19 protein-coding genes are annotated in these 21,837 nt (G+C 71.7%); 13 read left to right on the top strand and 6 right to left on the bottom strand.

Translation table 11 applies throughout. The features are described from left to right. Positions 1 to 74: 74 nt before the first annotated feature. The 4 genes from ACWGKQ_RS06725 to ACWGKQ_RS06710 are packed head-to-tail and all read left to right on the top strand — an operon-like array spanning position 75 to position 4,247. Positions 75 to 1,241 (top strand): acyl-CoA dehydrogenase family protein, encoded by a 1,167-nt coding sequence (locus ACWGKQ_RS06725; protein ID WP_453290784.1) that lies wholly within the window; start codon positions 75 to 77, stop codon positions 1,239 to 1,241. A gap of 47 nt (positions 1,242 to 1,288) precedes the next feature. Then, positions 1,289 to 2,884, top strand: coding sequence for a 4-coumarate--CoA ligase family protein (locus ACWGKQ_RS06720; RefSeq protein ID WP_453290783.1), 1,596 nt, complete (start codon positions 1,289 to 1,291; stop codon positions 2,882 to 2,884). Continuing rightward, positions 2,881 to 3,615: an enoyl-CoA hydratase family protein gene (locus tag ACWGKQ_RS06715; protein ID WP_453290782.1), complete on the top strand. Its 735-nt coding sequence runs from the start codon at positions 2,881 to 2,883 to the stop codon at positions 3,613 to 3,615. Before ACWGKQ_RS06720 ends, ACWGKQ_RS06715 begins: the two co-directional genes overlap by 4 nt. Further along, entirely contained in the window at positions 3,603 to 4,247 is a 645-nt protein-coding gene (locus ACWGKQ_RS06710; protein WP_453290781.1) for a TetR/AcrR family transcriptional regulator, read from the top strand. The genes ACWGKQ_RS06715 and ACWGKQ_RS06710 overlap by 13 nt, the downstream gene beginning before the upstream one ends. Before the next feature lie 95 nt (positions 4,248 to 4,342). On the opposite strand, the gene ACWGKQ_RS06705 is transcribed toward ACWGKQ_RS06710, so the two are convergent. Further along, complete coding sequence (locus ACWGKQ_RS06705) at positions 4,343 to 5,443, bottom strand: citrate synthase 2 (RefSeq protein WP_453290780.1); 1,101 nt, start codon at positions 5,441 to 5,443, stop codon at positions 4,343 to 4,345. 145 nt (positions 5,444 to 5,588) lie between these two features. Here ACWGKQ_RS06705 and pdxH point away from each other — a divergent pair, with 145 nt between their 5' ends. The 3 genes from pdxH to ACWGKQ_RS06690 all read left to right on the top strand — a co-directional run bounded on the left by pdxH (position 5,589) and on the right by ACWGKQ_RS06690 (position 8,614). Beyond that, positions 5,589 to 6,281: a pyridoxamine 5'-phosphate oxidase gene (pdxH, locus tag ACWGKQ_RS06700; RefSeq protein WP_453290779.1), complete on the top strand. Its 693-nt coding sequence runs from the start codon at positions 5,589 to 5,591 to the stop codon at positions 6,279 to 6,281. Positions 6,282 to 6,616: 335 nt separating this feature from the next. Then, positions 6,617 to 7,078: a GNAT family N-acetyltransferase gene (locus tag ACWGKQ_RS06695; RefSeq protein ID WP_453290778.1), complete on the top strand. Its 462-nt coding sequence runs from the start codon at positions 6,617 to 6,619 to the stop codon at positions 7,076 to 7,078. Positions 7,079 to 7,192: 114 nt separating this feature from the next. Next, positions 7,193 to 8,614 (top strand): PAS domain S-box protein, encoded by a 1,422-nt coding sequence (locus ACWGKQ_RS06690; RefSeq protein ID WP_453290777.1) that lies wholly within the window; start codon positions 7,193 to 7,195, stop codon positions 8,612 to 8,614. Between the two features lie 13 nt (positions 8,615 to 8,627). Here the strand turns inward: ACWGKQ_RS06690 and ACWGKQ_RS06685 are convergent, their stop codons facing one another. Further along, positions 8,628 to 9,383, bottom strand: a complete 756-nt coding sequence (locus tag ACWGKQ_RS06685; RefSeq protein ID WP_453290776.1) for an SIS domain-containing protein — start codon at positions 9,381 to 9,383, stop codon at positions 8,628 to 8,630. A gap of 341 nt (positions 9,384 to 9,724) precedes the next feature. Here ACWGKQ_RS06685 and ACWGKQ_RS06680 point away from each other — a divergent pair, with 341 nt between their 5' ends. Both ACWGKQ_RS06680 and ACWGKQ_RS06675 read left to right on the top strand, forming a co-directional pair. Next, complete coding sequence (locus tag ACWGKQ_RS06680) at positions 9,725 to 10,417, top strand: metal-dependent transcriptional regulator (protein WP_351702825.1); 693 nt, start codon at positions 9,725 to 9,727, stop codon at positions 10,415 to 10,417. A gap of 569 nt (positions 10,418 to 10,986) precedes the next feature. Further along, positions 10,987 to 11,847, top strand: coding sequence for an alpha/beta fold hydrolase (locus ACWGKQ_RS06675; RefSeq protein WP_453290775.1), 861 nt, complete (start codon positions 10,987 to 10,989; stop codon positions 11,845 to 11,847). Positions 11,848 to 11,959: 112 nt separating this feature from the next. Here ACWGKQ_RS06675 and ACWGKQ_RS06670 read toward each other — a convergent pair whose 3' ends face one another. From ACWGKQ_RS06670 to ACWGKQ_RS06660, 3 genes are all read right to left on the bottom strand, one after another. Then, a complete protein-coding gene (locus tag ACWGKQ_RS06670; RefSeq protein ID WP_453290774.1) occupies positions 11,960 to 13,552 on the bottom strand; it encodes a transporter in 1,593 nt (530 codons plus the stop codon). Next, a complete protein-coding gene (locus tag ACWGKQ_RS06665; protein ID WP_453290773.1) occupies positions 13,549 to 14,322 on the bottom strand; it encodes an ABC transporter ATP-binding protein in 774 nt (257 codons plus the stop codon). The genes ACWGKQ_RS06670 and ACWGKQ_RS06665 overlap by 4 nt, the downstream gene beginning before the upstream one ends. A 288-nt stretch (positions 14,323 to 14,610) precedes the next feature. Continuing rightward, on the bottom strand, positions 14,611 to 15,273 hold the full coding sequence (locus tag ACWGKQ_RS06660) for a bifunctional DNA primase/polymerase (protein ID WP_453290772.1): 663 nt from the start codon (positions 15,271 to 15,273) through the stop codon (positions 14,611 to 14,613). A gap of 274 nt (positions 15,274 to 15,547) precedes the next feature. Here ACWGKQ_RS06660 and ACWGKQ_RS06655 point away from each other — a divergent pair, with 274 nt between their 5' ends. Further along, positions 15,548 to 16,933, top strand: coding sequence for a transcriptional regulator (locus ACWGKQ_RS06655; RefSeq protein ID WP_453290771.1), 1,386 nt, complete (start codon positions 15,548 to 15,550; stop codon positions 16,931 to 16,933). A gap of 199 nt (positions 16,934 to 17,132) precedes the next feature. Continuing rightward, positions 17,133 to 18,785: a hypothetical protein gene (locus ACWGKQ_RS06650; protein WP_453290770.1), complete on the top strand. Its 1,653-nt coding sequence runs from the start codon at positions 17,133 to 17,135 to the stop codon at positions 18,783 to 18,785. Positions 18,786 to 18,836: 51 nt separating this feature from the next. Here ACWGKQ_RS06650 and ACWGKQ_RS06645 read toward each other — a convergent pair whose 3' ends face one another. Continuing rightward, the gene (locus ACWGKQ_RS06645) at positions 18,837 to 20,153 is read right to left on the bottom strand and encodes an ABC transporter substrate-binding protein (RefSeq protein ID WP_453290769.1); all 1,317 of its coding nucleotides are present in this window, start codon (positions 20,151 to 20,153) and stop codon (positions 18,837 to 18,839) included. 118 nt (positions 20,154 to 20,271) lie between these two features. Here ACWGKQ_RS06645 and ACWGKQ_RS06640 point away from each other — a divergent pair, with 118 nt between their 5' ends. Next, complete coding sequence (locus ACWGKQ_RS06640) at positions 20,272 to 20,772, top strand: SCO4402 family protein (RefSeq protein ID WP_453290768.1); 501 nt, start codon at positions 20,272 to 20,274, stop codon at positions 20,770 to 20,772. 56 nt (positions 20,773 to 20,828) lie between these two features. Beyond that, a complete protein-coding gene (gene purU, locus ACWGKQ_RS06635; RefSeq protein WP_453290767.1) occupies positions 20,829 to 21,713 on the top strand; it encodes a formyltetrahydrofolate deformylase in 885 nt (294 codons plus the stop codon). The last annotated feature ends 124 nt before the right edge of the window (positions 21,714 to 21,837 follow it).

Here is a 21,837-nt window from a genome sequence, read left to right as displayed (position 1 = left end):
GGGCTGTATTCGATATGCGGCTGCCGCCGCGTGAGCGCGAGCAACCACACACAACCCGCACTCGAAGGAGCATCGTGCCCCCCCAAATCGAAACCGACGAACACAAGGCACTCCGCGAGGCCGTAGCGACCCTCGGCAGGAAATACGGCCGCACCTACATGACCTCGGTGATCGCCGCCGGAGGCCACCCGACCGAACTCTGGCAAGAGGCCGGAAAACTCGGCTACCTCGGCGTCAACCTCCCGGAGGAACACGGCGGCGGAGGCGGCGGCATCGCCGAACTCTCCATCGTCCTGGAGGAACTGGGCGCCGCAGGCTCCCCGCTCCTCATGCTCGTGGTCTCACCCGCCATCTGCGGCACCGTGATCTCCCGCTTCGGCACCGAGGAACAGAAGCGGGCCTGGCTCCCCGGCCTCTCCGACGGCTCCCGCCTGATGGCCTTCGGCATCACCGAACCCGACGCCGGCTCCAACTCCCACCGCATCACCACCACCGCCCGCCGCGACCCGGCGAGCGGCGACTGGCTGCTCACCGGCCGCAAAGTCTTCATCTCCGGCGTCGACATGGCCGACGCGGTCCTGATCGTCGGCCGCACCGAAGACGCCCGCACCGGCACCCTCAAGCCCTGCCTGTTCATCGTCCCCACCGACGCCGAGGGCTTCCAGAAGACCCCCATCGACATGGAACTGAGCGCCGCCGAGAAGCAGTTCGAGCTCACCCTCGACGACGTACGGCTGCCCGCGGACGCCCTCGTCGGCGACGAGGACGCCGGCCTGCTGCAACTGTTCGCCGGCCTCAACCCCGAGCGGATCATGACGGCCGCGTTCGCGATCGGCATGGGCCGCTACGCGCTCTCCAAAGCGATCGAGTACGCGCGCGACCGCACCGTCTGGAAGGCCCCCATCGGCGCCCACCAGGCCATCGCGCACCCCCTCGCCCAGGCCCACATCGACCTCGAACTCGCCCGCCTGATGATGCAGAAAGCCGCGTACCTGTACGACGCCGGCGACGACATCGGCGCAGGCGAGGCCGCCAACATGGCCAAGTACGCGGCAGGGGAGGCGTGCGTGAAGGCGGTCGACCAGGCCGTGCACACCCTCGGCGGCAACGGACTCACCCGGGAATTCGGACTCGCCTCGTTGATAACGGCCGCGCGCGTGGCTCGTATTGCTCCGGTGAGCAGGGAGATGATTCTCAACTACGTCTCCCACCAGACCCTCGGCCTGCCCAAGTCGTACTGAGGTCGCACTCAGGCCGTACCGAGGCCCAAGGCCGCCTTGGAGGAACCGTGTTCCGCAGCGAGTACGCAGACGTTCCGCCCGTAGAACTCCCCATCCACGAGGCCGTACTGGGCCGGGCCGCCGAGTTCGGCGACACGCCCGCCCTGATCGACGGCACCGACGGCACCACCCTCACCTACGCACAACTGGACCGCTTCCACCGGCGGATCGCGGCCGCCTTCGCCGACGCCGGCGTCCGCAAGGGCGACGTCCTCGCCCTGCACAGCCCGAACACGGTCGCCTTCCCGACCGCGTTCTACGCGGCCACGCGCGCGGGAGCCTCCGTCACCACCGTGCACCCGCTCGCCACCCCCGAGGAGTTCGCCAAACAGCTCAAGGACTCCGCCGCCCGCTGGATCGTCACTGTCTCGCCGCTCCTGGAAACCGCCCGCCGGGCCGCCGAACTCGCCGGCGGCATAGCGGAGATATTCGTCTGCGACAGCGCCACCGGACACCGCTCGCTGATCGACATGCTGGCCGGCGAAGCCCCCGAGCCACAGGTCGACATCGACCCCGTCGAGGACGTCGCCGCACTGCCGTACTCCTCCGGCACCACCGGCGTCCCCAAGGGCGTGATGCTCACCCACCGGCAGATCGCCACCAACCTCGCCCAGCTCGAACCCGCCGTCCCGACCGGCCCCGGCGACCGCATCCTCGCGGTCCTCCCCCTCTTCCACATCTACGGCCTCACCGCCCTCATGAACGCGCCGCTGCGCAAGGGCGCCACCGTCGTCGTCCTGCCCCGCTTCGACCTGGAGACCTTCCTCGCGGCGATCCAGAACCACCGCATCACCGGCCTGTACGTCGCCCCGCCGATCGTCCTGGCCCTCGCCAAGCACCCCGCGGTCGCCGAGTACGACCTCTCCTCCCTGAAGTACGTCCTCTGCTCCGCCGCTCCCCTCGACGCCCGGCTCGCCGCCGCCTGCTCGCAGCGCCTCGGCCTGCCGCCGGTCGCGCAGGCCTACGGCATGACGGAACTCTCGCCCGGCGCGCACGTCACCCCGCTCGACGCCCTGGACCAGGCGCCGCCCGGCACCGTCGGCAAGCTCATCGCCGGCACCGAGATGCGGATCGTGTCCCTCGACGACCCGCACAAGGACATCGGCACCGGTGAACCGGGCGAGATCCTCATCCGCGGCCCCCAGGTCATGAAGGGCTACCTCGGCCGCCCCGACGCCACCGCCGACATGATCGACACCGACGGCTGGCTGCACACCGGGGACGTCGGCCACGTCGACGCGGACGGCTGGCTGTTCGTCGTCGACCGGGTCAAGGAGCTCATCAAGTACAAGGGCTTCCAGGTGGCCCCCGCCGAACTGGAGGCCCTCCTGCTCACCCACCCGGGCATCGCCGACGCCGCCGTCGTCGGCGCCTACAACGAGGACGGCAACGAGATCCCGCACGCCTTCGTCGTCCGCCAGCCCACCGCCCACGACCTCACCGAGAACGAGGCCATGCTGTACGTCGCCGAACGCGTCGCGCCCTACAAGCGCGTCCGCAAGGTCACCTTCATCGCCGGAGTGCCCCGCGCGGCCTCCGGAAAGATACTCCGCCGCGAACTGCGCGCCCTCGCCAGGACCGCGGAACCCGAGGAGGGCCCATGACGTCGATCGGACAGACACACACGCGTGCCGTCACCACCCTCAGCCTCGACGCCACCGCCACCCGGAACGCCCTGTCCGCCGCCCTCGTCACCGAACTCGCCGAGGCCCTCACCGACTGCGCCAAGGACCCCGACGTCCGCGCCGTCGTCCTCACCCACACCGGCGGCACCTTCTGCGCCGGCGCCGACCTGCGCGACCCACCCCACCCCGACGCCGTCGTAGGCCTCCTCCGCCAACTCCTCGAACTGCCCAAACCGGTCGTCGCCCGCGTCACCGGCCACGTCCGCGCGGGCGGCCTCGGCCTCCTCGCCGCCTGCGACATCGCCGCCGCCTCCACCGAATCCACCTTCGCCTTCACCGAGGTGAGGATCGGCGTCGCCCCCGCGGTGATCTCCCTCCCCCTCCTCCCGCGCGCCGACCCCCGCACCCTCGCCCGCTACTACCTCACCGGCGAACGCTTCGACCCGCCCGAGGCCGTACGCCTGGGCCTCCTCACCACCACGGCCGACGACGTCGACACCGCCCTGGCCCCCATCCTCGACGGCCTCCGCCGCTCCGCCCCCCAGGCCCTGACCGAGACGAAACAGCTGCTCACGGCTAGGGTGCTGGAGACATTCGACCGGGACGCGGCCAACCTCACCGCACTCTCGGCCCGGCTGTTCTCCTCCGACCAGGCCCGCGAGGGGATGACGGCCTTCCTCGAAAGACGGGACGCGGCGTGGGTGGTGTGAACACGGGTGCGAGCACGGGTACGGGTGCGGGTACGGCGGAACGCGCGCCGAAGCAGGACCGCAGCCGGGCCACCCGGCAGCGCCTCCTGGAAGCCGCCGTGGCCTGCCTCGCCGAACACGGCTGGACGGGCTCCACGGTCGCCGTCGTCGCCGAACGCGCCGGCGTCTCCCGGGGCGCCGCCCAGCACCACTTCCCGACCCGCGAGGACCTCTTCACGGCCGCCGTCGAATACGTCGCCGAAGAACGCTCCACAGCCCTGCGCGCCCTGTTCCCGCAGGGCGCGGCCGCCGGCGACCGCAGAGCCGTCGTCTCCGCCCTCGTCGACCTCTACACCGGCCCCCTCTTCCGCGCCGCCCTCCACCTCTGGGTCGCCGCCTCCAACGAGGACCAGCTCCGCCCCCGGGTGACAGAGCTGGAGGCCCGAGTGGGCCGCGAGACCCACCGCATCGCCGTCGACCTCCTGTCCGCGGACGAGACCCGCCCAGGCGCCCGAGAGACAGTCCAGGGACTCCTGGACATGGCGAGGGGCCTGGGCCTGGCCAACCTCCTCACGGACGACAGGGCGAGACGGGAACGAGTGGTGACACAGTGGGCGGCACTGCTGGACGAGGTGCTGGACAGCGCCCCGTGAGGGGCGCGGGGCTGTATTTGATTTGCGGCTCCGCCGCGTGGGCGCGACCAGCTCCCACACACACCCGCACCCGCCCACGCACCCCAAGAGGCAACTCAGTGGGCGATATCCGCATACCCCTCGATGTCCTGCGGCTTACGCACCCCCGGCCCCACATACTCCGCCGACGGCCGCACCAACCGCCCCGTCCGCTTCTGCTCAAGAATGTGCGCCGACCACCCCGCCGTCCGCGCACACGTGAACATCGACGTGAACATGTGCGCCGGCACCTCCGCGAAGTCCAGCATGATCGCCGCCCAGAACTCCACGTTCGTGGCCAGCACCCGATCCGGCCGCCGGTTGTGCAGCTCCTCCAGCGCCGCCTTCTCCAACGCCTCCGCGATCTCGAACCGCGGCGCCCCCAGCTCCCGCGCCGTCCGCCGCAGCACCCGCGCCCGCGGATCCTCCGCCCGGTACACCCGGTGCCCGAACCCCATCAGCCGCTCACCCCGGTCCAGCGCCCGCCTGACATACCCCACCGCGTCCCCGGTCCGCTCGATCTCCTCGATCATCCCGAGCACCCGCGACGGCGCACCCCCGTGCAACGGCCCCGACATGGCCCCCACCGCACCCGACAGCGCGGCCGCGACATCGGCCCCCGTCGAGGCGATCACCCGCGCCGTGAACGTGGACGCGTTCATCCCGTGCTCGGCAGCCGAGGTCCAGTAGGCGTCCACGGCCGCCACATGCTTCGGATCCGGCTCCCCACGCCACCGGATCATGAACCGCTCCACCACCGAGTGCGCCTTGTCGATCTCCCGCTGCGGCACCATCGCCAGCCCCTGCCCACGCGCCGACTGGGCGACGTACGACAGCGCCATGACCGCGGCCCGCGCCAGATCCTCCCGCGCCTGGTCCGCATCGATGTCGAGCAGCGGCTTCAACCCCCACACCGGCGCCAGCATGGCGAGCGCCGACTGCACATCCACCCGGATGTCACCCGAATGGACGGGGATCGGAAACGGCTCGGCCGGCGGCAGCCCCGGATTGAAGGCCCCGTCGACCAGCAGCCCCCACACGTTCCCGAACGAGACATGCCCGACCAGATCCTCGATGTCGACACCCCGGTACCGCAGGGCGCCGCCCTCCTTGTCCGGCTCGGCGATCTCCGTCTCGAACGCGACGACTCCTTCGAGCCCGGGTACGAAGTCCGACATGGGGCGGCTCCTCATGGGTGTAGGCGGAGGCAACTGCACCATAACTCGCAGTGCCAGACTTGGGGACCCCAGCGGCACTCAGTGCCACACTCCGCGCCATCCCCATCCTCCGGTGCCGCACAGAGCGATACGGCAAGATGACCGCGTGACCGATCGCGACGCCGCCGCCTCCGACGAACCCATCCTCGACCCCGCCGCGATGCGCAAGCACTACCGGGCCGAAGGACTCGAAGAGCACGACCTGGCCGCGCACCCCATGGACCAGTTCACCCAGTGGTTCGAACAGGCCGCGCGGGCCGCCGCCGACGGCATGATCTACGAACCCAACGCGATGGTCCTCGCCACCGCCGACGCCGAGGGACGCCCCAGCTCACGCACGGTCCTGATGAAGCAGTACGACACCCGCGGCTTCGTCTTCTACACCAACTACGACTCCCGCAAGGCCCAGGACCTCGCCGCGAACCCGTACGTCTCGCTGGTCTTCCCGTGGCACGCCATCGCCCGCCAGGTCGTCGTCACCGGCACCGCCCGCCGCACCGGCCGCGACGAGACCGCCGCCTACTTCCGCACCCGCCCGCACGGCTCCCAGCTCGGCGCCTGGGCCAGCACCCAGTCCTCGGTCATCTACTCCCGCGCCGAACTCGACGCCTCGTACGCCGAGCTCACCGCCCGCTACCCCGAGGGCGAACAGGTCCCGGTCCCCCCGCACTGGGGCGGCTTCCGCATCGCCCCCCAGACGGTCGAGTTCTGGCAGGGCCGCCAGAACCGCCTCCACGACCGCCTCCGCTACGTCGCCGACCCCGACGGCACCTGGCACGTGGAACGCCTCAGCCCCTGAGCCCCATACAGGCCCCGCAAACGCAGACGACCCGCGAGCTCGGGTCCCTCCGCCTCACGGCGAAGAAGCCGGCCGGACGTACCGGCGAGCTCGCGGGTCGGGTGACTGCCTGGGATTGGGCCGGCTGCACGTGTCTGTCACGTGCGGGTCCGGCACCGCACTCGGTGTGGTGACGGGCCGCTAGCCCGCAGCCACCTCACGCGTCCGGTTGTCATACATCTGCCGAACCACCTCCCTTCTCGTGTGCCTCACACCCTACGAAGCCGACGGGAAGCGCTCAAGAGATTTTTTTTCGGAGGTGACGTGCCACGCCGCCACCCCCTAGCGTCCCGGCCATGACAAAGCGGCAGGTGATTCCCAGTGGGTTTCGGGTCAGGCTCGTGGACGGGGCCGAGGCACTGGAGGAGTGGCGGTATGTGCACAACGTTGTTGTGCCGGCTGCTGCGATGTCGGTGGCGGAGGCGGGGGAGCGGGTTGCGCGGGGGTATCGGCTGGAGAACGCGTACGACGGGGATGTGCTCGTGGGGTGTTCCACGGTGCGGCCTGTCGTCGGTGGGGTGGTGACGGTGATCGCGCGGGTGTTGCCGGAGTTTCGGGGGCGGGGGTTCGGTACGGCCTTGTACGAGCACGCGCTCGGGTACGGGCGGGCGCAGGGGGCCGAGGTGGTCGAGACGTGTGTGCTGGGTGCCAATGAGGACGGGTTGCGGTTCGCCCGGCGGTTCGGGTTTGTCGAGGTGGAGCGGTATGTGCTCGACGGGGAGCGGGACGAGTGGGTGGATCTGCGGCTTGTGCTGTGAGGGGGCGGCGGGTGGTGGGTTGCAACGATTCCTTCAATCTTGCGGGAACACAGTGTGGGCTGCGTCACGTTCGAGTTGAATGAAGGGCAGTGAGTGAGCCTGATGGGGGTCCAGGTGAGTGCTTCCCGGCGTAGTGGGGCCACGGACGAGCTGGGGCCCGACGAGCCCGAGCCGGATCCGGAGCGGGATGTTCCGGAGGACTCGGGCGGCTCCGACCTGCTCGCCGCGTTGCTCGACGGCATGGACGCGGCGCTGTGTGCGTTCGATGCGGACGGCTTTGTCACGCACTGGAACCGTGAGGCCGAGCGGATTCTGGGGTGGACGGCGGCCGAGGCGGTGGGTCGGCACGGGTTCGCCGGGTGGGCGGTGCGTGAGGCGGACGCCGATGAGGTGGAGGGGCGGCTGTTGTCGGCCATGCATGCCCCGGGGCGGCAGGTGCACGAGTTCGCGCTGCTCACCAAGGACGGCGGGCGGGTCCTCGTCCGGACCCAGTCGGCGGCCGTGCGCGGGCCGGACGGGAAGCCGGCGGGTGTGTACTGCGCGTTCAGCGAGGTGCATGCGCAGATCGATCTGGAGCGGTCGATCGCGCTGAGTGAGGCGCTGTTCGAGGACGCGGCCTGGGGCGTGGTGCTCGTCGATGCGGATCTGCGGCCCGCGGTCGTGAACGCGTATGCCGCGCGGGCGCTCGGTACCGGGCGTACGTCGGCGTTGGGGCGGCCGCTGGGGGAACTGCTCGCGGTGGGCGTGGAGGACCTGGAGAGTGCGCTCACGCATGTGCTGGCCGAGGGTGCGCCGCCGGCGCCGGCGGAGATGTGGGTGAGCGTACGGACGGCGGAGGGCGAGGAGCGGCGCTGCTGGCGGTCCGGGTTCCTGCGGCTGGCGTCGCCGCTCGCGGAGGAGCCGGTGCCGTTGGGGGTCGGCTGGCTGTTCGTGGACGTGACGGAGGCCAAGCAGGCGGAGCAGGAGGCGGCGATGCTGCGCTTCCGTGCCAACCAGTTGCATCGTGCGGCCCGTGCGGCGGCGGAGTGCGAGGATCCGGCGGAGGCGGCCACCGTCCATCTGGACTTCGCGCTGGCCGGGTTCGCCGACCATGCGGTGATCGACCGGGTGGTGGGCGGTTCCCGGGCCGACGGGGAGGTGGGGGCGGTCCGGCTGGTCCGGATCGCGGCCACGCCGTCCGGGACGCCGGGGCCGAGCATGCTGACGGGCGCGGCGGGGCTGCCGGTGCGCTATGAGGAGGGGCATCCGGCGTTGCAGTGCGTGGCGCGGGCGGGGAGTGTGCGGGCGGACGCGGGTTCGGTGCCGTTGGACCGGGCGCGGGCCTGGGCGCTGGAGCGGCAGTGGCCCGGTGACGCGGTGCACGCGTTGTGCGCGGTGCTGCGCAGCCGGGGGCGGACGCTGGGTGTCGTGACGTTCCTGCGCGGGGCGGGCCGTAACCGTTTCGAGCGGGCGGACGCGACGTACGCCGAGGACGTGGCCGTACGCATCGCCACCGTGCTGGATCTGGCGCACCTCGAGAAGGATCGGCAGCAGTAGCGGTCGTGGTGCTTCAGCGCTGGTAGAAGATCCGGTCGCGGTACTCCTCGAACACGCGGGCGTTCCATTCGTGGCCGCCGTCGACGTTGCCGGAGCGCAGCAGCGGGGGTTCGGTGCCGCGGTCGGCGAGGGTGGCCGCGGTGGTGGCCAGGACCGCCTGGAGCAGGGCGCTGGTGACGACGGTGGAGGCGGGTGCGAAGGGTGCCGAGATGGTGTCGAGGGTGAGTTCGGCGTCCCCTACGGCGATCTTCGAGTCGAGGACGACGTCGCAGTGGTCCTTGAGGTAGGTGCCGGAGGCGTGCCGGGAGGTGGTCTCGGTGGTGTACGCCACCGAGGTCACGCCGATGACCTTGACGCCGCGTCGGCGTGCTTCGAGGGCCATCTCGACGGGCAGGGCGTTGCGGCCGGACAGGGAGATGATCACGAGGGCGTCGCCGGTGCGCAGGGGTGAGGTGTCGAGGACGGCGGTGGCGAGTCCGTCGACGCGTTCGAGGCGGGAGCCGAGGGTGGCGGGCATCACGTCGACGCCGACGAGGCCGGGGGCGGCGAGGAGGTTCATGAGGGCGAGGCCGCCGGCGCGGTAGACGACGTCCTGTGCGGCGAGGGAGGAGTGCCCGGCGCCGAAGGCGAACAGCCGGCCGCCGGCGGTGACGGTGTCGGCGAGGAGGGTGCCGGCGGCGGTGATGGCCTCGGCCTCCTCGTCGCGGACCCGTTGCAGGAGGCCGATGGCGGCGTCGAAGAACAGGTCGGCGGGCGTGCCGTCGCTCATGCGGGCCCCTTCGCAGCGTCACGTCAGCGTGTGTGTTGCGGATCACCCTCAGGTCTGGACCAGGTCGGTGTCAATACGGCCTGTGCTGTGCCGGGGCGTGGGGCCGGGGGCGCGGCTATGTAGCGGACGCGACTGCAGCGCCCCGTAAGGGGCGCGGGCCCCAGCCGATATGCGGCTCCGCCGCGCGGGCGCGAGCAACCCCCGCCGGCCCGCAGGTGCACGACGGCCCGCACCCCCCGTTTTTCCGGTGTCCCCCGCTTGTCAGTGGGATCCGGCAGAATTGGTGTCAGGGCCAGCGCACGCGGCCGGGGCTTCCGGCAGAGGTAAATCGAGGGGCACGTATGTCCGGACTGATCGACACCACGGAGATGTATCTCCGCACCATCCTCGAACTCGAAGAGGAAGGCGTTGTCCCCATGCGCGCCCGCATCGCGGAGCGGCTCGACCAGAGCGGGCCGACGGTGAGCCAGACGGTGGCGCGGATGGAGCGGGACGGTCTGGTGTCCGTGGCCACCGACCGCCACCTGGAGCTGACCGACGAGGGCCGCCGGCTGGCGACGCGTGTGATGCGCAAGCACCGGCTCGCCGAGTGCCTGCTGGTCGACGTGATCGGCCTGGAGTGGGAGCAGGTGCACGCCGAGGCGTGTCGCTGGGAGCACGTGATGAGCGAGGCCGTGGAGCGGCGGGTGCTGGAGCTGCTGCGCCATCCGACCGAGTCGCCGTACGGCAACCCGATCCCGGGCCTGGAGGAGCTGGGCGAGAAGGACGGCGCGGACCCGTTCCTCGACGAGAGCATGGTGTCGCTGGCCGACCTGGACCCGGGTGCGGACGGCAAGACCGTGGTCGTGCGCCGGATCGGCGAGCCCATCCAGACCGACGCGCAGCTGATGTACACGCTGCGGCGGGCGGGGGTGCAGCCCGGTTCGGTGGTGAGTGTGACGGAGTCGGCCGGCGGGGTGCTGGTGGGCAGCGGCGGCGAGGCGGCCGAGCTGGAGGCGGACGTCGCGTCCCACGTGTTCGTCGCCAAGCGCTGAGCGCCAAGCGGCGGGCGTCGGGCGCTCGGCGCCGGGCGCCCTCCGTCGATCGCCGGAAACCGAAGCGTCGTTCAACTGCGGTTGCCGGCGGGGGAGTTGAGGCCTCGCTTCGACGTCTCTCCCGTGTGTGTCGAACGCGCCGAATCCAAGATTCAGTGCGCCGAATCGCAGCGCTGGAACGTTTCGCGTGCCAGGCTGTCGCGAGAGGCATATGACCTGAGGGGGCGGGGAGGATGTGCCGGAGGCACGTACATGGACGCGGACATGGGATTGGCCCCGGCACCTTTCGGTACCGGGGCCTGTCCTCCCCAGTGCTGACCCGGAGCCCCGAGCTCTCAGGGTCATCCCCGCGGACCGTTTTCCCCGAGCGGCCCGCCCCCCGCAGAACAAATCCCCCCGGCGGCGCCGATCATGCCTGGGGAGGGGTCACTCGAATGAGGGGTGTTGTCCGCGGGAACCCGATTTTCGAATAGAGGTTCGATAGTCTCGATACTCTGCATCGGTACCGAAGCACCACGAAGCGATACGAGGCGACACTAGGCACGCGGAGCTAGGGGGGTGCCAGGCCCATGGCACGGCGCATCGACGTGACAGGAGCCGGCGGCGTACACCTCGCCGCCTGGGAGTTCGCGGACCCGCCCAAGACGGAGGATCCGGACCACTCGTCTCCCGGCGTGCTGTTACTGCACGGCCTGATGGGCCGCGCCTCGCACTGGGCGTCCACCGCCCGCTGGCTCGCCGGGCGGCACCGCGCCGTCGCCCTCGACCAGCGCGGCCACGGCCAGAGCGACAAGCCCCCGCAGGCCGCCTACACCCGTGAGGCGTACGTCGAGGACGCCGCGGCCGCCGTCGAGCAGCTGGGCCTCGCGCCGGTCGTGCTGATCGGTCACGCCATGGGTGCGCTGACCGCCTGGCAGCTCGCCGCGAAGCGCCCCGAACTGGTACGGGGCCTGATCATCTGCGACATGCGGGCCTCCGCGCTCGGCGCGGCCTCGCAGCGCGAGTGGGCCGACTGGTTCAAGTCCTGGCCCGTGCCGTTCGCCACGCTCGCCGACGTACGCAAGTGGTTCGGCGAGGACGATCCCTGGGTGGAGCGGCCGAACCCGGCGCGCGGGGAGTTCTACGCCGAGGTGATGCACGAGTGCGCCGACGGCTGGCAGCCGGTGTTCGACCCCGAGCAGATGCTGAAGTCCCGGGAGACCTGGGTGTACGACGCGCACTGGGAGGAGCTGGCCCAGGTGACGTGCCCGACGCTGGTCGTGCGCGGGGTGGACGGGGAGCTGGGGCGGGCGGAGGCGCAGGAGATGGTCCGGGTGCTTCCCCGGGGGGAGTACGCCGAGGTGGCGGACGCCGGGCATCTGCTGCCGTATGACCGGCCGGAGGCCTGGCGGGCGGCTGTGGAGCCGTTTCTCGATCGGGTGGGGGAGTGAAGAGCGCGACGGGAGGGGCGGCGATGTCGTCTCGCGGCTGCGGGCCGGTGGGGGTTCCTCGCGCAGTTCCCCGCGCCCCTTACGGGGCGCGGCGCCTGAAGGGGGCCTGTGGCTAGCCCCTGCTGACAGCGAGCAGGATCTCCGGCAGGCGGGCCGCCGTACGGGGTGCCGCCAGGCGCAGGCCCGCCCAGGTGATCCCTGCCCCGTAGGCCGCCCCCACCGGCAGCAGCAGCCATGTCCAGTCCTCGCCGCCCGCACTGACGTTCAGGGCGATCGTCAGGGCGATGACCGGGGAGCAGAGCAGGGCCGCCGAGACCATGCCGCCGAAGATCGCGATCCAGGCCAGGCCGGCCTGGCCGGGGGCGACGTTGCGGTGGCTTTCCTGGGGGATGGAGTACGGGAAGCGGGCGGAGGTCCAGGCGCCGGTCGCCAGCATCGCGCCGAGCAGGGCGAAGGAGACGCCGAGCACCTCGGGCAGCCGGGGCCAGTCGCCCAGCACGGCCGTGGTCAGGACGGTCACCAGCGTGGCGTACGGCAGGGTGATCACCAGCAGGGCCAGCGCCCGCCCGCGCAGCTCGACGTAGGCGTCCCGCGCGGACGAAATGGTCATCGCGACCATCCAGAAGGCGGAGGTGTCCTGCCCGAACTGGTTGTACATCTGGATGCCGAGCATCCCGGCTGCGAAACACGCGAAGTAGATCGACCCGGTGCCCTGCACGGCGTTGAAGACGGGCACGATCAGGCCGATGGCCAGCGAGGTCACCCAGGCGGCCTTGGTCTTCGGGTCCCGCCAGACGTAGCGCAGGCTGCGCGCCATGACCGTACCGGTGCGGCCGCCGGGCAGCCGCCGTCCGAGGCCGCCGCCGGTGGCCGAACGGCCCCGGGCCGCCGCGTCGGGTGCCTGGATCGTGGAACCGTCGGGTGAGGTCATCAGCCGGGTCAGCGTCCGCGCCCAGGCGCCGATGAGCGCCGCCGACGCGGCGAGGGACAGGACGAGTTGGAGGAGCGCCGTGCCGTACGACCCCTCGCTCGCCGAGTGCACCGCCCCGATCGCCGACGCGGGCGGCAGCCACCGCACCACGTCGGCCACCGGCGCGAGCCTGCCGAGCCCGGCCGCGCCGAGGCTCTGGGCGCCGAAGTTGACGAGCTGTGCCCCGAGGGCGATGACCAGGCCGCTCAGGACGGCCAGGTCACGCCCCTTGCGGCTGCTGAGCAGCCGTACGTTCGCGGCGGCCACGGCGCGCGCGAGGGCCACGCAGACCAGCAGGGCGAGCGGCACGGCGACGACCGCGACCGCGTAGCCGGCCGCACCGTGCGCCACCGACACCGCACAGCCCACCAGCAGCAACAGGCTGAACAGGGGGCCGATGCCGACCAGCGAGGCGGCCAGCAGGGCCCGTACCAGCGGCCGGGGCCGCAGCGGGAGCATCACCAGCCGGGTCGGGTCCAGGGTCTCGTCGCCGCTGGGGAAGAACAGCGGCATCACCGCCCACCCCAGCGCCAGCACGGCGGCCCCCAGCACCGCCACCGCGTCCGCGTGCGCATGCCCGCGCAGCAGGACCAGGCCCAGCAGTTGCGCTGCCGCGAACAGCAGCGCGAGGACCGCCGACGCGACGAACGCGGCCCGCCGGCCGCCGGACTGCCGCAGCCCGTTGCGCAACAGCGACAGCTTCAGCCGTACGACGGTGGCGGTCACGTCCGTCATCGGCCCGCCCCGCCGCCCAGCCAGTCCAGGTCGGAGACCGTGTCCCGGCCGCTCGCCCCGACGAGTTCGAGGAACGCGGCCTGGAGGGTGGCGTGCGCCCCGCGCACTTCTTCCAGCGTCCCCGTCGCGCGGATCCGCCCGGCCGCCAGCACCGCGACCCAGTCGCACAGCGACTCGACCAGCTCCATCACGTGGGAGGAGAAGACGACGGTCGCGCCGGAGGCGGTGTACCGCTCCAGCACGCCCCGGATGGTCTGCGCGGACACCGGGTCGACGCCCTCGAACGGCTCGTCCAGGAAGAGGACTTCGGGGTTGTGGAGGAGAGCGGCGGCGAGCCCGATTTTCTTGCGCATGCCGGTCGAGTAGTCGACGACGAGTTTGTGCTGGGCTCCGGCGAGGTCGAGCACGTCGAGGAGCTGGGTGGCGCGTTTGTCGACCTCGGCGCCGGGGAGGCCGCGCAGCCGGCCGGAGTAGCCGAGCAGCTCGCGTCCGGAGAGCCGTTCGAAGAGGCGGAGGCCTTCGGGGAGGACGCCGATGCGGGCCTTCACGGCCACCGGGTCCCGCCACACGTCGTGGCCGACGACCTCGACGGAGCCCTGGTCCGGGCGCAGCAGCCCGGTCACCATGGAGAGGGTGGTGGTCTTGCCGGCACCGTTGGGTCCGACGAGCCCGACGAACTTCCCGGCGGGCAGCGACAGGTCGATCCCGCCGACGGCAACCTGCTGCCCAAACCGTTTCCAGAGCCCACGAACACGCACGGCATCGGTCATGGGTGAACCCTAAGGGGGACGGCCTGGATGGGAAGGTGCGGGTGGGTGGGGGCTGAGGTGGAGGTGGGGACGCTCACCGGCGCTTGCCGGGTGCCGCCCGCGCCCACCCTCCCCCACTCTCGGCTTCGCTCGAGCGGGGGGACCCCCATCGCCCCAGCGGCACGACTGCCCGCGGCTGGGAAACTGACGCGACTGCAGCGCCCCGTAAGGGGCGCGGGGAACTGCGCGACCGGCCACGACGTCCCCGCAGCCGCCCACGGCACCGCACCCGGCAGCCCGGTAGGCGCGCTACCGGTCCCGCCCGCACGCATACGCCAACGGCGAGATCAGCTCCTCCGCATCCGGCAGCCACCGGTTCGCCGCAGTCGGCCGGCACGCCCACTGCACGGCGCCCCGCGACCCGTACCGCGTCGGCGGAGCAGGGACGTAGGCCCCCTCCCCGAGCGCCGTGAGGTCCAGCGACGCTGGCGACCAGCCCAGCTTCCGTACCAGGTCCGGCACCTTCACCGACGCCCCGGGAAGAACGAAGAACTGCATCCGGCGATCCGGGGTCAGGGTCACCGGTCCCAGCGTCAGCTCCATCCGCTCCATGCGCGCCAGCGCGAGAAACCCCGCCGTCTCCGGGACGGACAGCGCGTCGAAGGTCCGCCCCGTCGGCAGCAGGATGGACGCCGTCGGCTGCTTCTGCCACATCCGGCGCGCCACCGTCGCACTACCGGTGGCCTGCGTCGCCCAGTCCGGGCGCGCCGCGTGCGCGCCGGGCGCGCCGCACGCGACCTCCCCGCAGGAACAGCGTTGCACCCCCTCGACCGCTTCCAGCCAGGTACCCGGGAAGACGTCCCAGTGGCGCTCCTCGGCGTAGCGTACGGCGGTCTCCAGCAGTGATTCCCCGCGCTGTTTCGGAATCTGAGCGGCTTCGGTGCCCACGATCGTCTCTTCCACGCTCAACACAACTCCCGCACCCACCTGGAGTTACGGGCGTAGCGCGCGCGGGGGAGGAGCATCCTTTCCGTAACTGGGGCGCATGGATGCATGTGTGGGGGCGCGCAGGAGGATCCAGGGCGTGAGCGGGTAGTCACACGTGGGGGGTTGGTGGCGGTCGTACCCGTGATTCCGCTGCCTTTACCCGGCAATCCTCGCATGTCCCGCATTTTCGGTATGTCCGCTGGGCAGTGATCGTCAAGGCCGGATCTTTTCCCTACAGGGAGTTCGCAGGGGGTACGCCATGGCCGCAAGGCCGCTTGTCGCGCGGCAGCCGAACGAACGGTTGCAGGCGCTCATCCAGGAGGCGGGGTGCTCGAACGCCGGGCTCGCCCGCCGGGTCAACATGTGCGGCGCCGAGCACGGTCTCGACCTGCGGTACGACAAGACGTCCGTGGCGCGCTGGCTGCGCGGCCAGCAGCCGCGGGGCCGGGCGCCCGCGATCATCGCGGAGGCGCTGGGCCGCAAGCTCGGCCGTACGGTCACGATCGACGAGATCGGCATGGCCAACGGCAAGAACCTCGCGTCGGGCGTCGGTCTCCAGTTCTCGCCGACGGTACTGGGGGCCATCGAGCAGGTCTGCGAACTGTGGCGCAGTGACGTGGGGCGCCGGGACTTCCTGTCCGGTTCGTCCGTGGCCGCGTCCGCGCTCGTCGAACCCAGCCGGGACTGGCTGATCTCGGCGCCGGACGCGCAGGTCGCGCGGCAGGCGGGGCCGCGGGTGGGCCAGTCCGACGTGGCCGCCGTGAAGGCGATGACGCAGGCGCTCACCGACCTGGACCACCAGTTCGGCAGCGGGCATGTGCGCCCGGTCGTCGTGCACTACCTCAACAGCGTCGTCTCCGGGCTGCTGGCCGGCTCCTACCGGGAGTCCGTGGGGCGGGAGTTGTTCGCGGCCGTCGCCCGACTCACCGAACTGGCCGGGTACATGGCCGTCGACACCGGTCAGCCGGGGCTCGCCCAGCGGTACTACATCCAGTCGCTGCGCCTCGCGCAGGCGGCCGGTGACCGTGGTTACGGCGGCTATGTGCTCGCCTCCTCCATGAGCCACCTCGCCGCGCAGCTCGGAAACCCGCGCGAGATCGCCCAGTTGGCGCGGGCGGCGCAGGAGGGGGCGCGTGGTCGCGTGACCCCGCGTGCGGAGGCGATGTTCTTCGCGGCCGAGGCCCGCGGCCACGCCCTGCTGGGCGATGCGCGGTCGGCGCAGCTGGCGTCCGGCCGGGCGGCGTCGGCGATGGAGGCGGCCGATCCGGCGTCCGGCGACGACCCGGCGTGGATCAAGCACTTCGACGAGGCCTATCTCGCGGACGAGCTGGCGCACTGCCACCGCGACCTCGGCCAGGCCGACGCGGCGGCCAGGTGCGCGCAGCAGTCGCTGGAGGGGCACCCGGAGACCCGGGCCCGGCGCCGGGCGATCGGCTATGTGCTCCTCGCCACAGCCCAGGTGCAGCAGCGCGAGATCGAACAGGCCTGCGCCACCGGGACGAAGGCGGTGGAGCTCCTGGAGACGGTCCGCTCCAACCGGGGCGCCGAGTACCTGGAGGACTTCCAGCAGCGACTGGAGCCGTTCCGGGACGAACCGGTGGTCAGGGAGTTCGGAGCGCGCCTGGATCTCCAGGCGGCCGCATGAATTCCTGCCCCGCGGCTGCGTGAACGTGTGGGAAACCACACATTGCCGCGCAAGAAGCGGCATATACAGCGCACCGCGGGGCGGTTCCGTTACTGCTGTCGCGGGGAACAAGATCGCGCCCTTGGCTGCGTGGCACCTTGCTGAGGGGACCCGGTAGCGTGAGTCCGATTCACAAGGTCCCCCATTAGTAGGAGTCCCGGTGACGCAGAGTGGACAGGGCGAGCCCGCGCGCGAAGGCATCGTGCTGCCCTCCGACGGCGGCGAGCCCCTGCTGCCGGGTATGACGGGCAGCCCCGTCCCCGTCGCGCAGCAGCCCGCCCCGGCCGCCGCGCCGTCCGAGGGCCAGTCCTGGGGCCAGCCGTGGGGCCCCGGCCACCAGCAGAGTCCGCAGTCCCAGCCGCCCGGCCAGGGCTGGCCGCAGGCGGCCGGCCAGGAGTGGACCGCTCCGGAGGAGCCGCCGCAGCTGCCGCCGGCCTGGAACGCCCAGTCGCACGCCGCCCAGGCCCACGCGGCTCAGTCGCACGCCGCCCAGGCCTCGGCCCCCGGCGCCGGCGCGCTCCCGCCGGAGGGGGCGCCGGCCCCGTCGTACGGCGGCGGCTACGAACAGCCGTACGGCTACGGCGCTCCCCAGCCCCAGCAGTCGTACGGCGCCCCGCTGCCCCCGGCCGCCGGCCAGGACCCCTACGGCGCTCCGGGCGCCGCGCTGCCGCCCGCCGTCCCGCAGGGGGGCCACGGCGGCTACGGGGGTGCGCTGCCGCCCGCCGACGAGGGCGCCACCCAGTACATACCGCCGGTGCCCGCCGCGCCGGTGGACGACGGTGCCACGCAGTACATACCGCCGGTGCCCGCGGCGCCCGCCGACGAGGGTGCCACCCAGCTGATACCCCCGGTGGGCGCCGGTGCGCTGCCGCCGGAGATGTCCCACGGGCAGAACCCCTACGCCGGCGGGCCGGCCGCCCCGGCGGCGCACTCCGACGCCGACGCCACGCAGTTCATCGCGCCGTACCAGGCAGGCGGCCCGCAGGGCGGCGACCGGCAGCCGCCCGCCGAGTTCGACAACCTCTTCCGCAGCGGGCCGGGCGGCGAACCCCCGGCCGCGGCCACGGCCTATCTGCCGCACGTGCAGCAGCAGCCCCAGAACGCCTACCAGCAGCCGCCGGCGTACACCCCGCCCCCGACGTCGTTCGACCACGCCGACGACGGCACCGGCGACGGCCGGGGCGGTCGCGGCAGGTCGAAGGTGCCGCTGATCGCGGCCGTCGGCATCGGCATCGCCGTGCTCGGCATCGGCGCCGGTGCCCTGCTCAGCGGGGGCGGCGGGGGCTCGGACGACACCGGCAAGACGGTGGCCGCGTCCTCCTCGGCCACCGGCGGCTCCTCGGCGGCCGCGGCCGACCCCGCGAAGGCGCAGGCCGTCGCCCTGGACAAGCTGCTCGCCGACAGCGGCAGCAGCCGGGCCTCGGTGATCAACGCCGTCGCCCAGGTGAAGCAGTGCCAGAACCTGGACGGCTCCGCCTCCGACCTGCGCAACGCCGCCCAGCAGCGCGCCGAGCTGGTCACCCGGCTGTCGAAGCTGTCCGTCGACAAGCTGCCCGACAACGCCGCGCTGAGCACCGCCCTCACCAAGGCCTGGCAGGCCTCCGCGAACGCCGACAACCACTACGCGGCCTGGGCCGACCAGGCCAAGGGGAAGAAGGGCTGCCAGAAGGGCCAGGCCCGCAGCACCGGCCAGACCGCGGCCGGCAACCGGGAGAGCGGCACCGCCAGCAGCCAGAAGGTGAAGGCGGCCGCGCTGTGGAACACCATCGCGAGCAAGTACGGACTGACCCAGCGGCAGCCGACCCAGCTGTGACGGCCGGGCCGTACCCGGCTGTGCGTGGCCGCACGCGGCCGTACGCGGCGGTCAGCTGAGGTCGGCGCTCTCCAGGACCTTGGTCATGTCCAGGGCCTGCTTGTTCGCCGACTGGAGCAGACCGCCCTTGACCGTCTGGACGTTCACGTCGGCGTTGACCAGCCGGGCGAAGCCGGCCGCGGCCAGCTTGCCCTGGTAGGGCCAGGACAGGGACGGGGTCAGGCCGCCGGTGGAGACCTTCAGGCCGTCGTTCAGGGTGCGCCGCACACTGTCCGCGCTGGCCTCGCCGTCGCCGATCTTCTCCAGCGCGGCGGTGAGCACCTGGTAGGCGATCCAGGTGGTCTGCACCCCGGCGTCGGCCGGGTCGATCCGGTTGTCGCCGAAGGCCTCCTTGCTGATGACCTTCTTCATCTCGTCCCAGCGCGGGTCCGAGGCCACCGGGTACCAGCCGGTGATGTACGACCCCTCGTACGGGCCGGACGCACCGCCGGTGGAGTTGATCACCGTCTGGTCGACGCTGCCGACCTCGGCGGCCGTCTTCACCTTCCGGTAGTCCTGGCGGGTCCGCTGGAAGCTGTCCATGAAGGTGGCCGTGCGGTCACCGAGCTCGGGCACCACACAGCCCGTGTTCAGCGAGTCCGAGGTGGCGCTCTGCAGCGCCTTCTGCGACTGCTGGTCGTACTCGGTGAGGTCCTCGGCCGCGAGCTGGTCGATCGCCTTGGCGTGGCCGGCCGCCTGGAGGCCCGAGTCGAGCAGCTGGGGCAGCTGGTCGCCGGCGATGCTGTCCGGGCGGACCAGGGTGACCGGGCCGCAGGACTCGGCCAGTGCCTCCCCGAGTCCGGCCAGCAGGGTGAGCGAGCCGCCGTTGACCGGGTAGGAGACGGGGCTGGTGAACTCCTCGTTCGACGCTCCGTAGCCGCCTATGTAGGGGATCGCCGCGCCTTCCAGCGGGGCGAAGTAGGAGTCGCCGAACTGGCTGTAGGAGCCGACCACGGCGACGACGTTCTCGTCGGCCGCCCGCTGGGCGCAGTTCGCGGCGCCCACGCTGGTGTTGTGGTCGTTGCAGGTGACGAGCTCGAGCTTGCGGCCGTGGATGCCGCCCCGGGAGTTGATCCACTTGACGTAGGCGGAGGCCATGGCGGGCATGCCGGGCTTGTTGGTGGCACTGGTGCCCTGCGGAGCCCAGGTCATCACCTTGAGCGAGTCGTCCGTCGAGGTCGACGTCCCCGGGATGACACCGCAGCCGGCGGCGAGTGAGGCACAGGCCGCCATGGCCACCGCGGACAGGGCCGTGGCTCTGACGCGCCGGTGGGCCGCGGGGAGGACGCTGCTGGGGGTGGTGCTGCGTATGGGGCGCCTGCCGGTCATGGACACGCACGATTCCGTCACATCGCTAACCCGGAAGTGACCCATGGTCAACGAGGAGTGACGTGAAGGTGAATTGCGGGGGGCGGGTCACAGGTATGTGACCAGGAACGTACGATCGATGACCGTGCAAGGTTCGGAGAACTCTTCCCGTCGCGGCCGTCGCTCCTCCACCATGGGCGACATGCCACTCAATGACATGCCATGGTGGCGCTGGCGCAGCAATGTGCGCTCCGCGCTGCACATGCTCTCCGACCCGGAGTTCCAGCGGAACGTCTGGCTGGCAGGCCAGGACGGGTTCGGCGACGTGACCGACGCGGTCTACCGGCTGGTCGAGGACACCTGGCTGGACAGCTGGTCCGCGGAGAAATACGTCGGGACGATATTCCGCGACTCGCAGGAGGCGGCGCTCGTCGACACCGCCGTGCTGCGGGTGCTGCGGATCATGCACCAGGTCGGACCGGACGCGCCGGTCTCCGCCTATCTGGACCACCAGGGCTGGCCGGACGCGGTCCGGGCGGCGCGGGACGCCCACATACGCCTGGCGGCGAGCGACGGCGACGACCCGGACGCCCCGCCGCGCAGCCTGGAGGTGCTGCGGATCATCACGCGGGCGGCGTGAGTCCGCGAAGCGGACGCTGACCGGCGGGGCAGGCCGGGCATGAGATTCTGTGGTGCATGACCGATCAGCCCACCCGAGCCCAGGCCGCCCCGCCCGACCAGTACGTCCTCACCCTGTCCTGCCCGGACAAAAAGGGCATTGTGCATGCCGTGTCGAGCTACCTGTTCATGACCGGCTGCAACATCGAGGACAGCCAGCAGTTCGGGGACCACGACACCGGTCTGTTCTTCATGCGCGTGCACTTCTCCGCCGACGCGCCGGTGTCGGTCGACAAGCTGCGGGCGAGCTTCGCGGCGATCGGTGACTCCTTCCACATGGACTGGCAGATCAACCGGGCCGACGAGCGGATGCGCATCGTCCTCATGGTCAGCAAGTTCGGCCACTGCCTGAACGACCTGCTCTTCCGTGCCCGGATCGGCGCGCTCCCGGTGGACATCGCGGCCGTGGTCTCCAACCACACCGACTTCGCGGAGCTGGTGGAGTCCTACCACGTCCCCTTCCACCACATCCCGGTGACGAAGGAGACGAAGGCCGACGCCGAGGCCCGGCTGCTCGACCTGGTCCGCGAGGAGAACGTCGAGCTGGTCGTGCTGGCCCGCTACATGCAGGTCCTCTCGGACGACCTGTGCAAGCAGCTGAGCGGCCGGATCATCAACATCCACCACTCGTTCCTGCCGAGCTTCAAGGGCGCGAAGCCGTACCACCAGGCGCATGCGCGGGGCGTGAAGCTGATCGGGGCGACCGCGCACTACGTCACGGCGGACCTGGACGAGGGCCCGATCATCGAGCAGGAGGTCGAGCGGGTCGGCCACGACGTCACCCCGGACCAGCTGGTGGCCATCGGCCGCGACGTGGAGTGCCAGGCACTGGCCCGCGCGGTGAAGTGGCACGCGGAGCGCCGCATCCTGCTCAACGGCCGACGGACGGTCGTCTTCGGCTGACGGCACATTTCCGTTCGCCCGAGGGGCGGGGTGGAGCGGTTTTGTCGGCGGGTGCGGGTGCGTGGGGGCCGTTCGCGCAGTTCCCCGCGCCCCTAAAAGCGGAAAGCGGGGCGCAGCCCCGTCT

This window comes from Streptomyces sp. NPDC054770 (assembly GCF_053611985.1).
This window is presented reverse-complemented; position numbering and strand designations above follow the sequence as displayed.

What these genes read in the sequence shown, in the direction of transcription:
- ACWGKQ_RS06680 (WP_351702825.1), top strand. Translation starts at nt 9,725, where the DNA reads ATGTCCGGACTGATCGACACCACGGAGATGTATCTCCGCACCATCCTC.
- ACWGKQ_RS06685 (WP_453290776.1), bottom strand. Translation starts at nt 9,383, where the DNA reads ATGAGCGACGGCACGCCCGCCGACCTGTTCTTCGACGCCGCCATCGGC.
- ACWGKQ_RS06665 (WP_453290773.1), bottom strand. Translation starts at nt 14,322, where the DNA reads ATGACCGATGCCGTGCGTGTTCGTGGGCTCTGGAAACGGTTTGGGCAG.
- ACWGKQ_RS06675 (WP_453290775.1), top strand. Translation starts at nt 10,987, where the DNA reads ATGGCACGGCGCATCGACGTGACAGGAGCCGGCGGCGTACACCTCGCC.
- ACWGKQ_RS06655 (WP_453290771.1), top strand. Translation starts at nt 15,548, where the DNA reads ATGGCCGCAAGGCCGCTTGTCGCGCGGCAGCCGAACGAACGGTTGCAG.
- ACWGKQ_RS06695 (WP_453290778.1), top strand. Translation starts at nt 6,617, where the DNA reads ATGACAAAGCGGCAGGTGATTCCCAGTGGGTTTCGGGTCAGGCTCGTG.
- ACWGKQ_RS06640 (WP_453290768.1), top strand. Translation starts at nt 20,272, where the DNA reads ATGACCGTGCAAGGTTCGGAGAACTCTTCCCGTCGCGGCCGTCGCTCC.
- purU (WP_453290767.1), top strand. Translation starts at nt 20,829, where the DNA reads ATGACCGATCAGCCCACCCGAGCCCAGGCCGCCCCGCCCGACCAGTAC.
- ACWGKQ_RS06645 (WP_453290769.1), bottom strand. Translation starts at nt 20,153, where the DNA reads ATGACCGGCAGGCGCCCCATACGCAGCACCACCCCCAGCAGCGTCCTC.
- ACWGKQ_RS06705 (WP_453290780.1), bottom strand. Translation starts at nt 5,443, where the DNA reads ATGTCGGACTTCGTACCCGGGCTCGAAGGAGTCGTCGCGTTCGAGACG.
- ACWGKQ_RS06715 (WP_453290782.1), top strand. Translation starts at nt 2,881, where the DNA reads ATGACGTCGATCGGACAGACACACACGCGTGCCGTCACCACCCTCAGC.
- ACWGKQ_RS06670 (WP_453290774.1), bottom strand. Translation starts at nt 13,552, where the DNA reads ATGACGGACGTGACCGCCACCGTCGTACGGCTGAAGCTGTCGCTGTTG.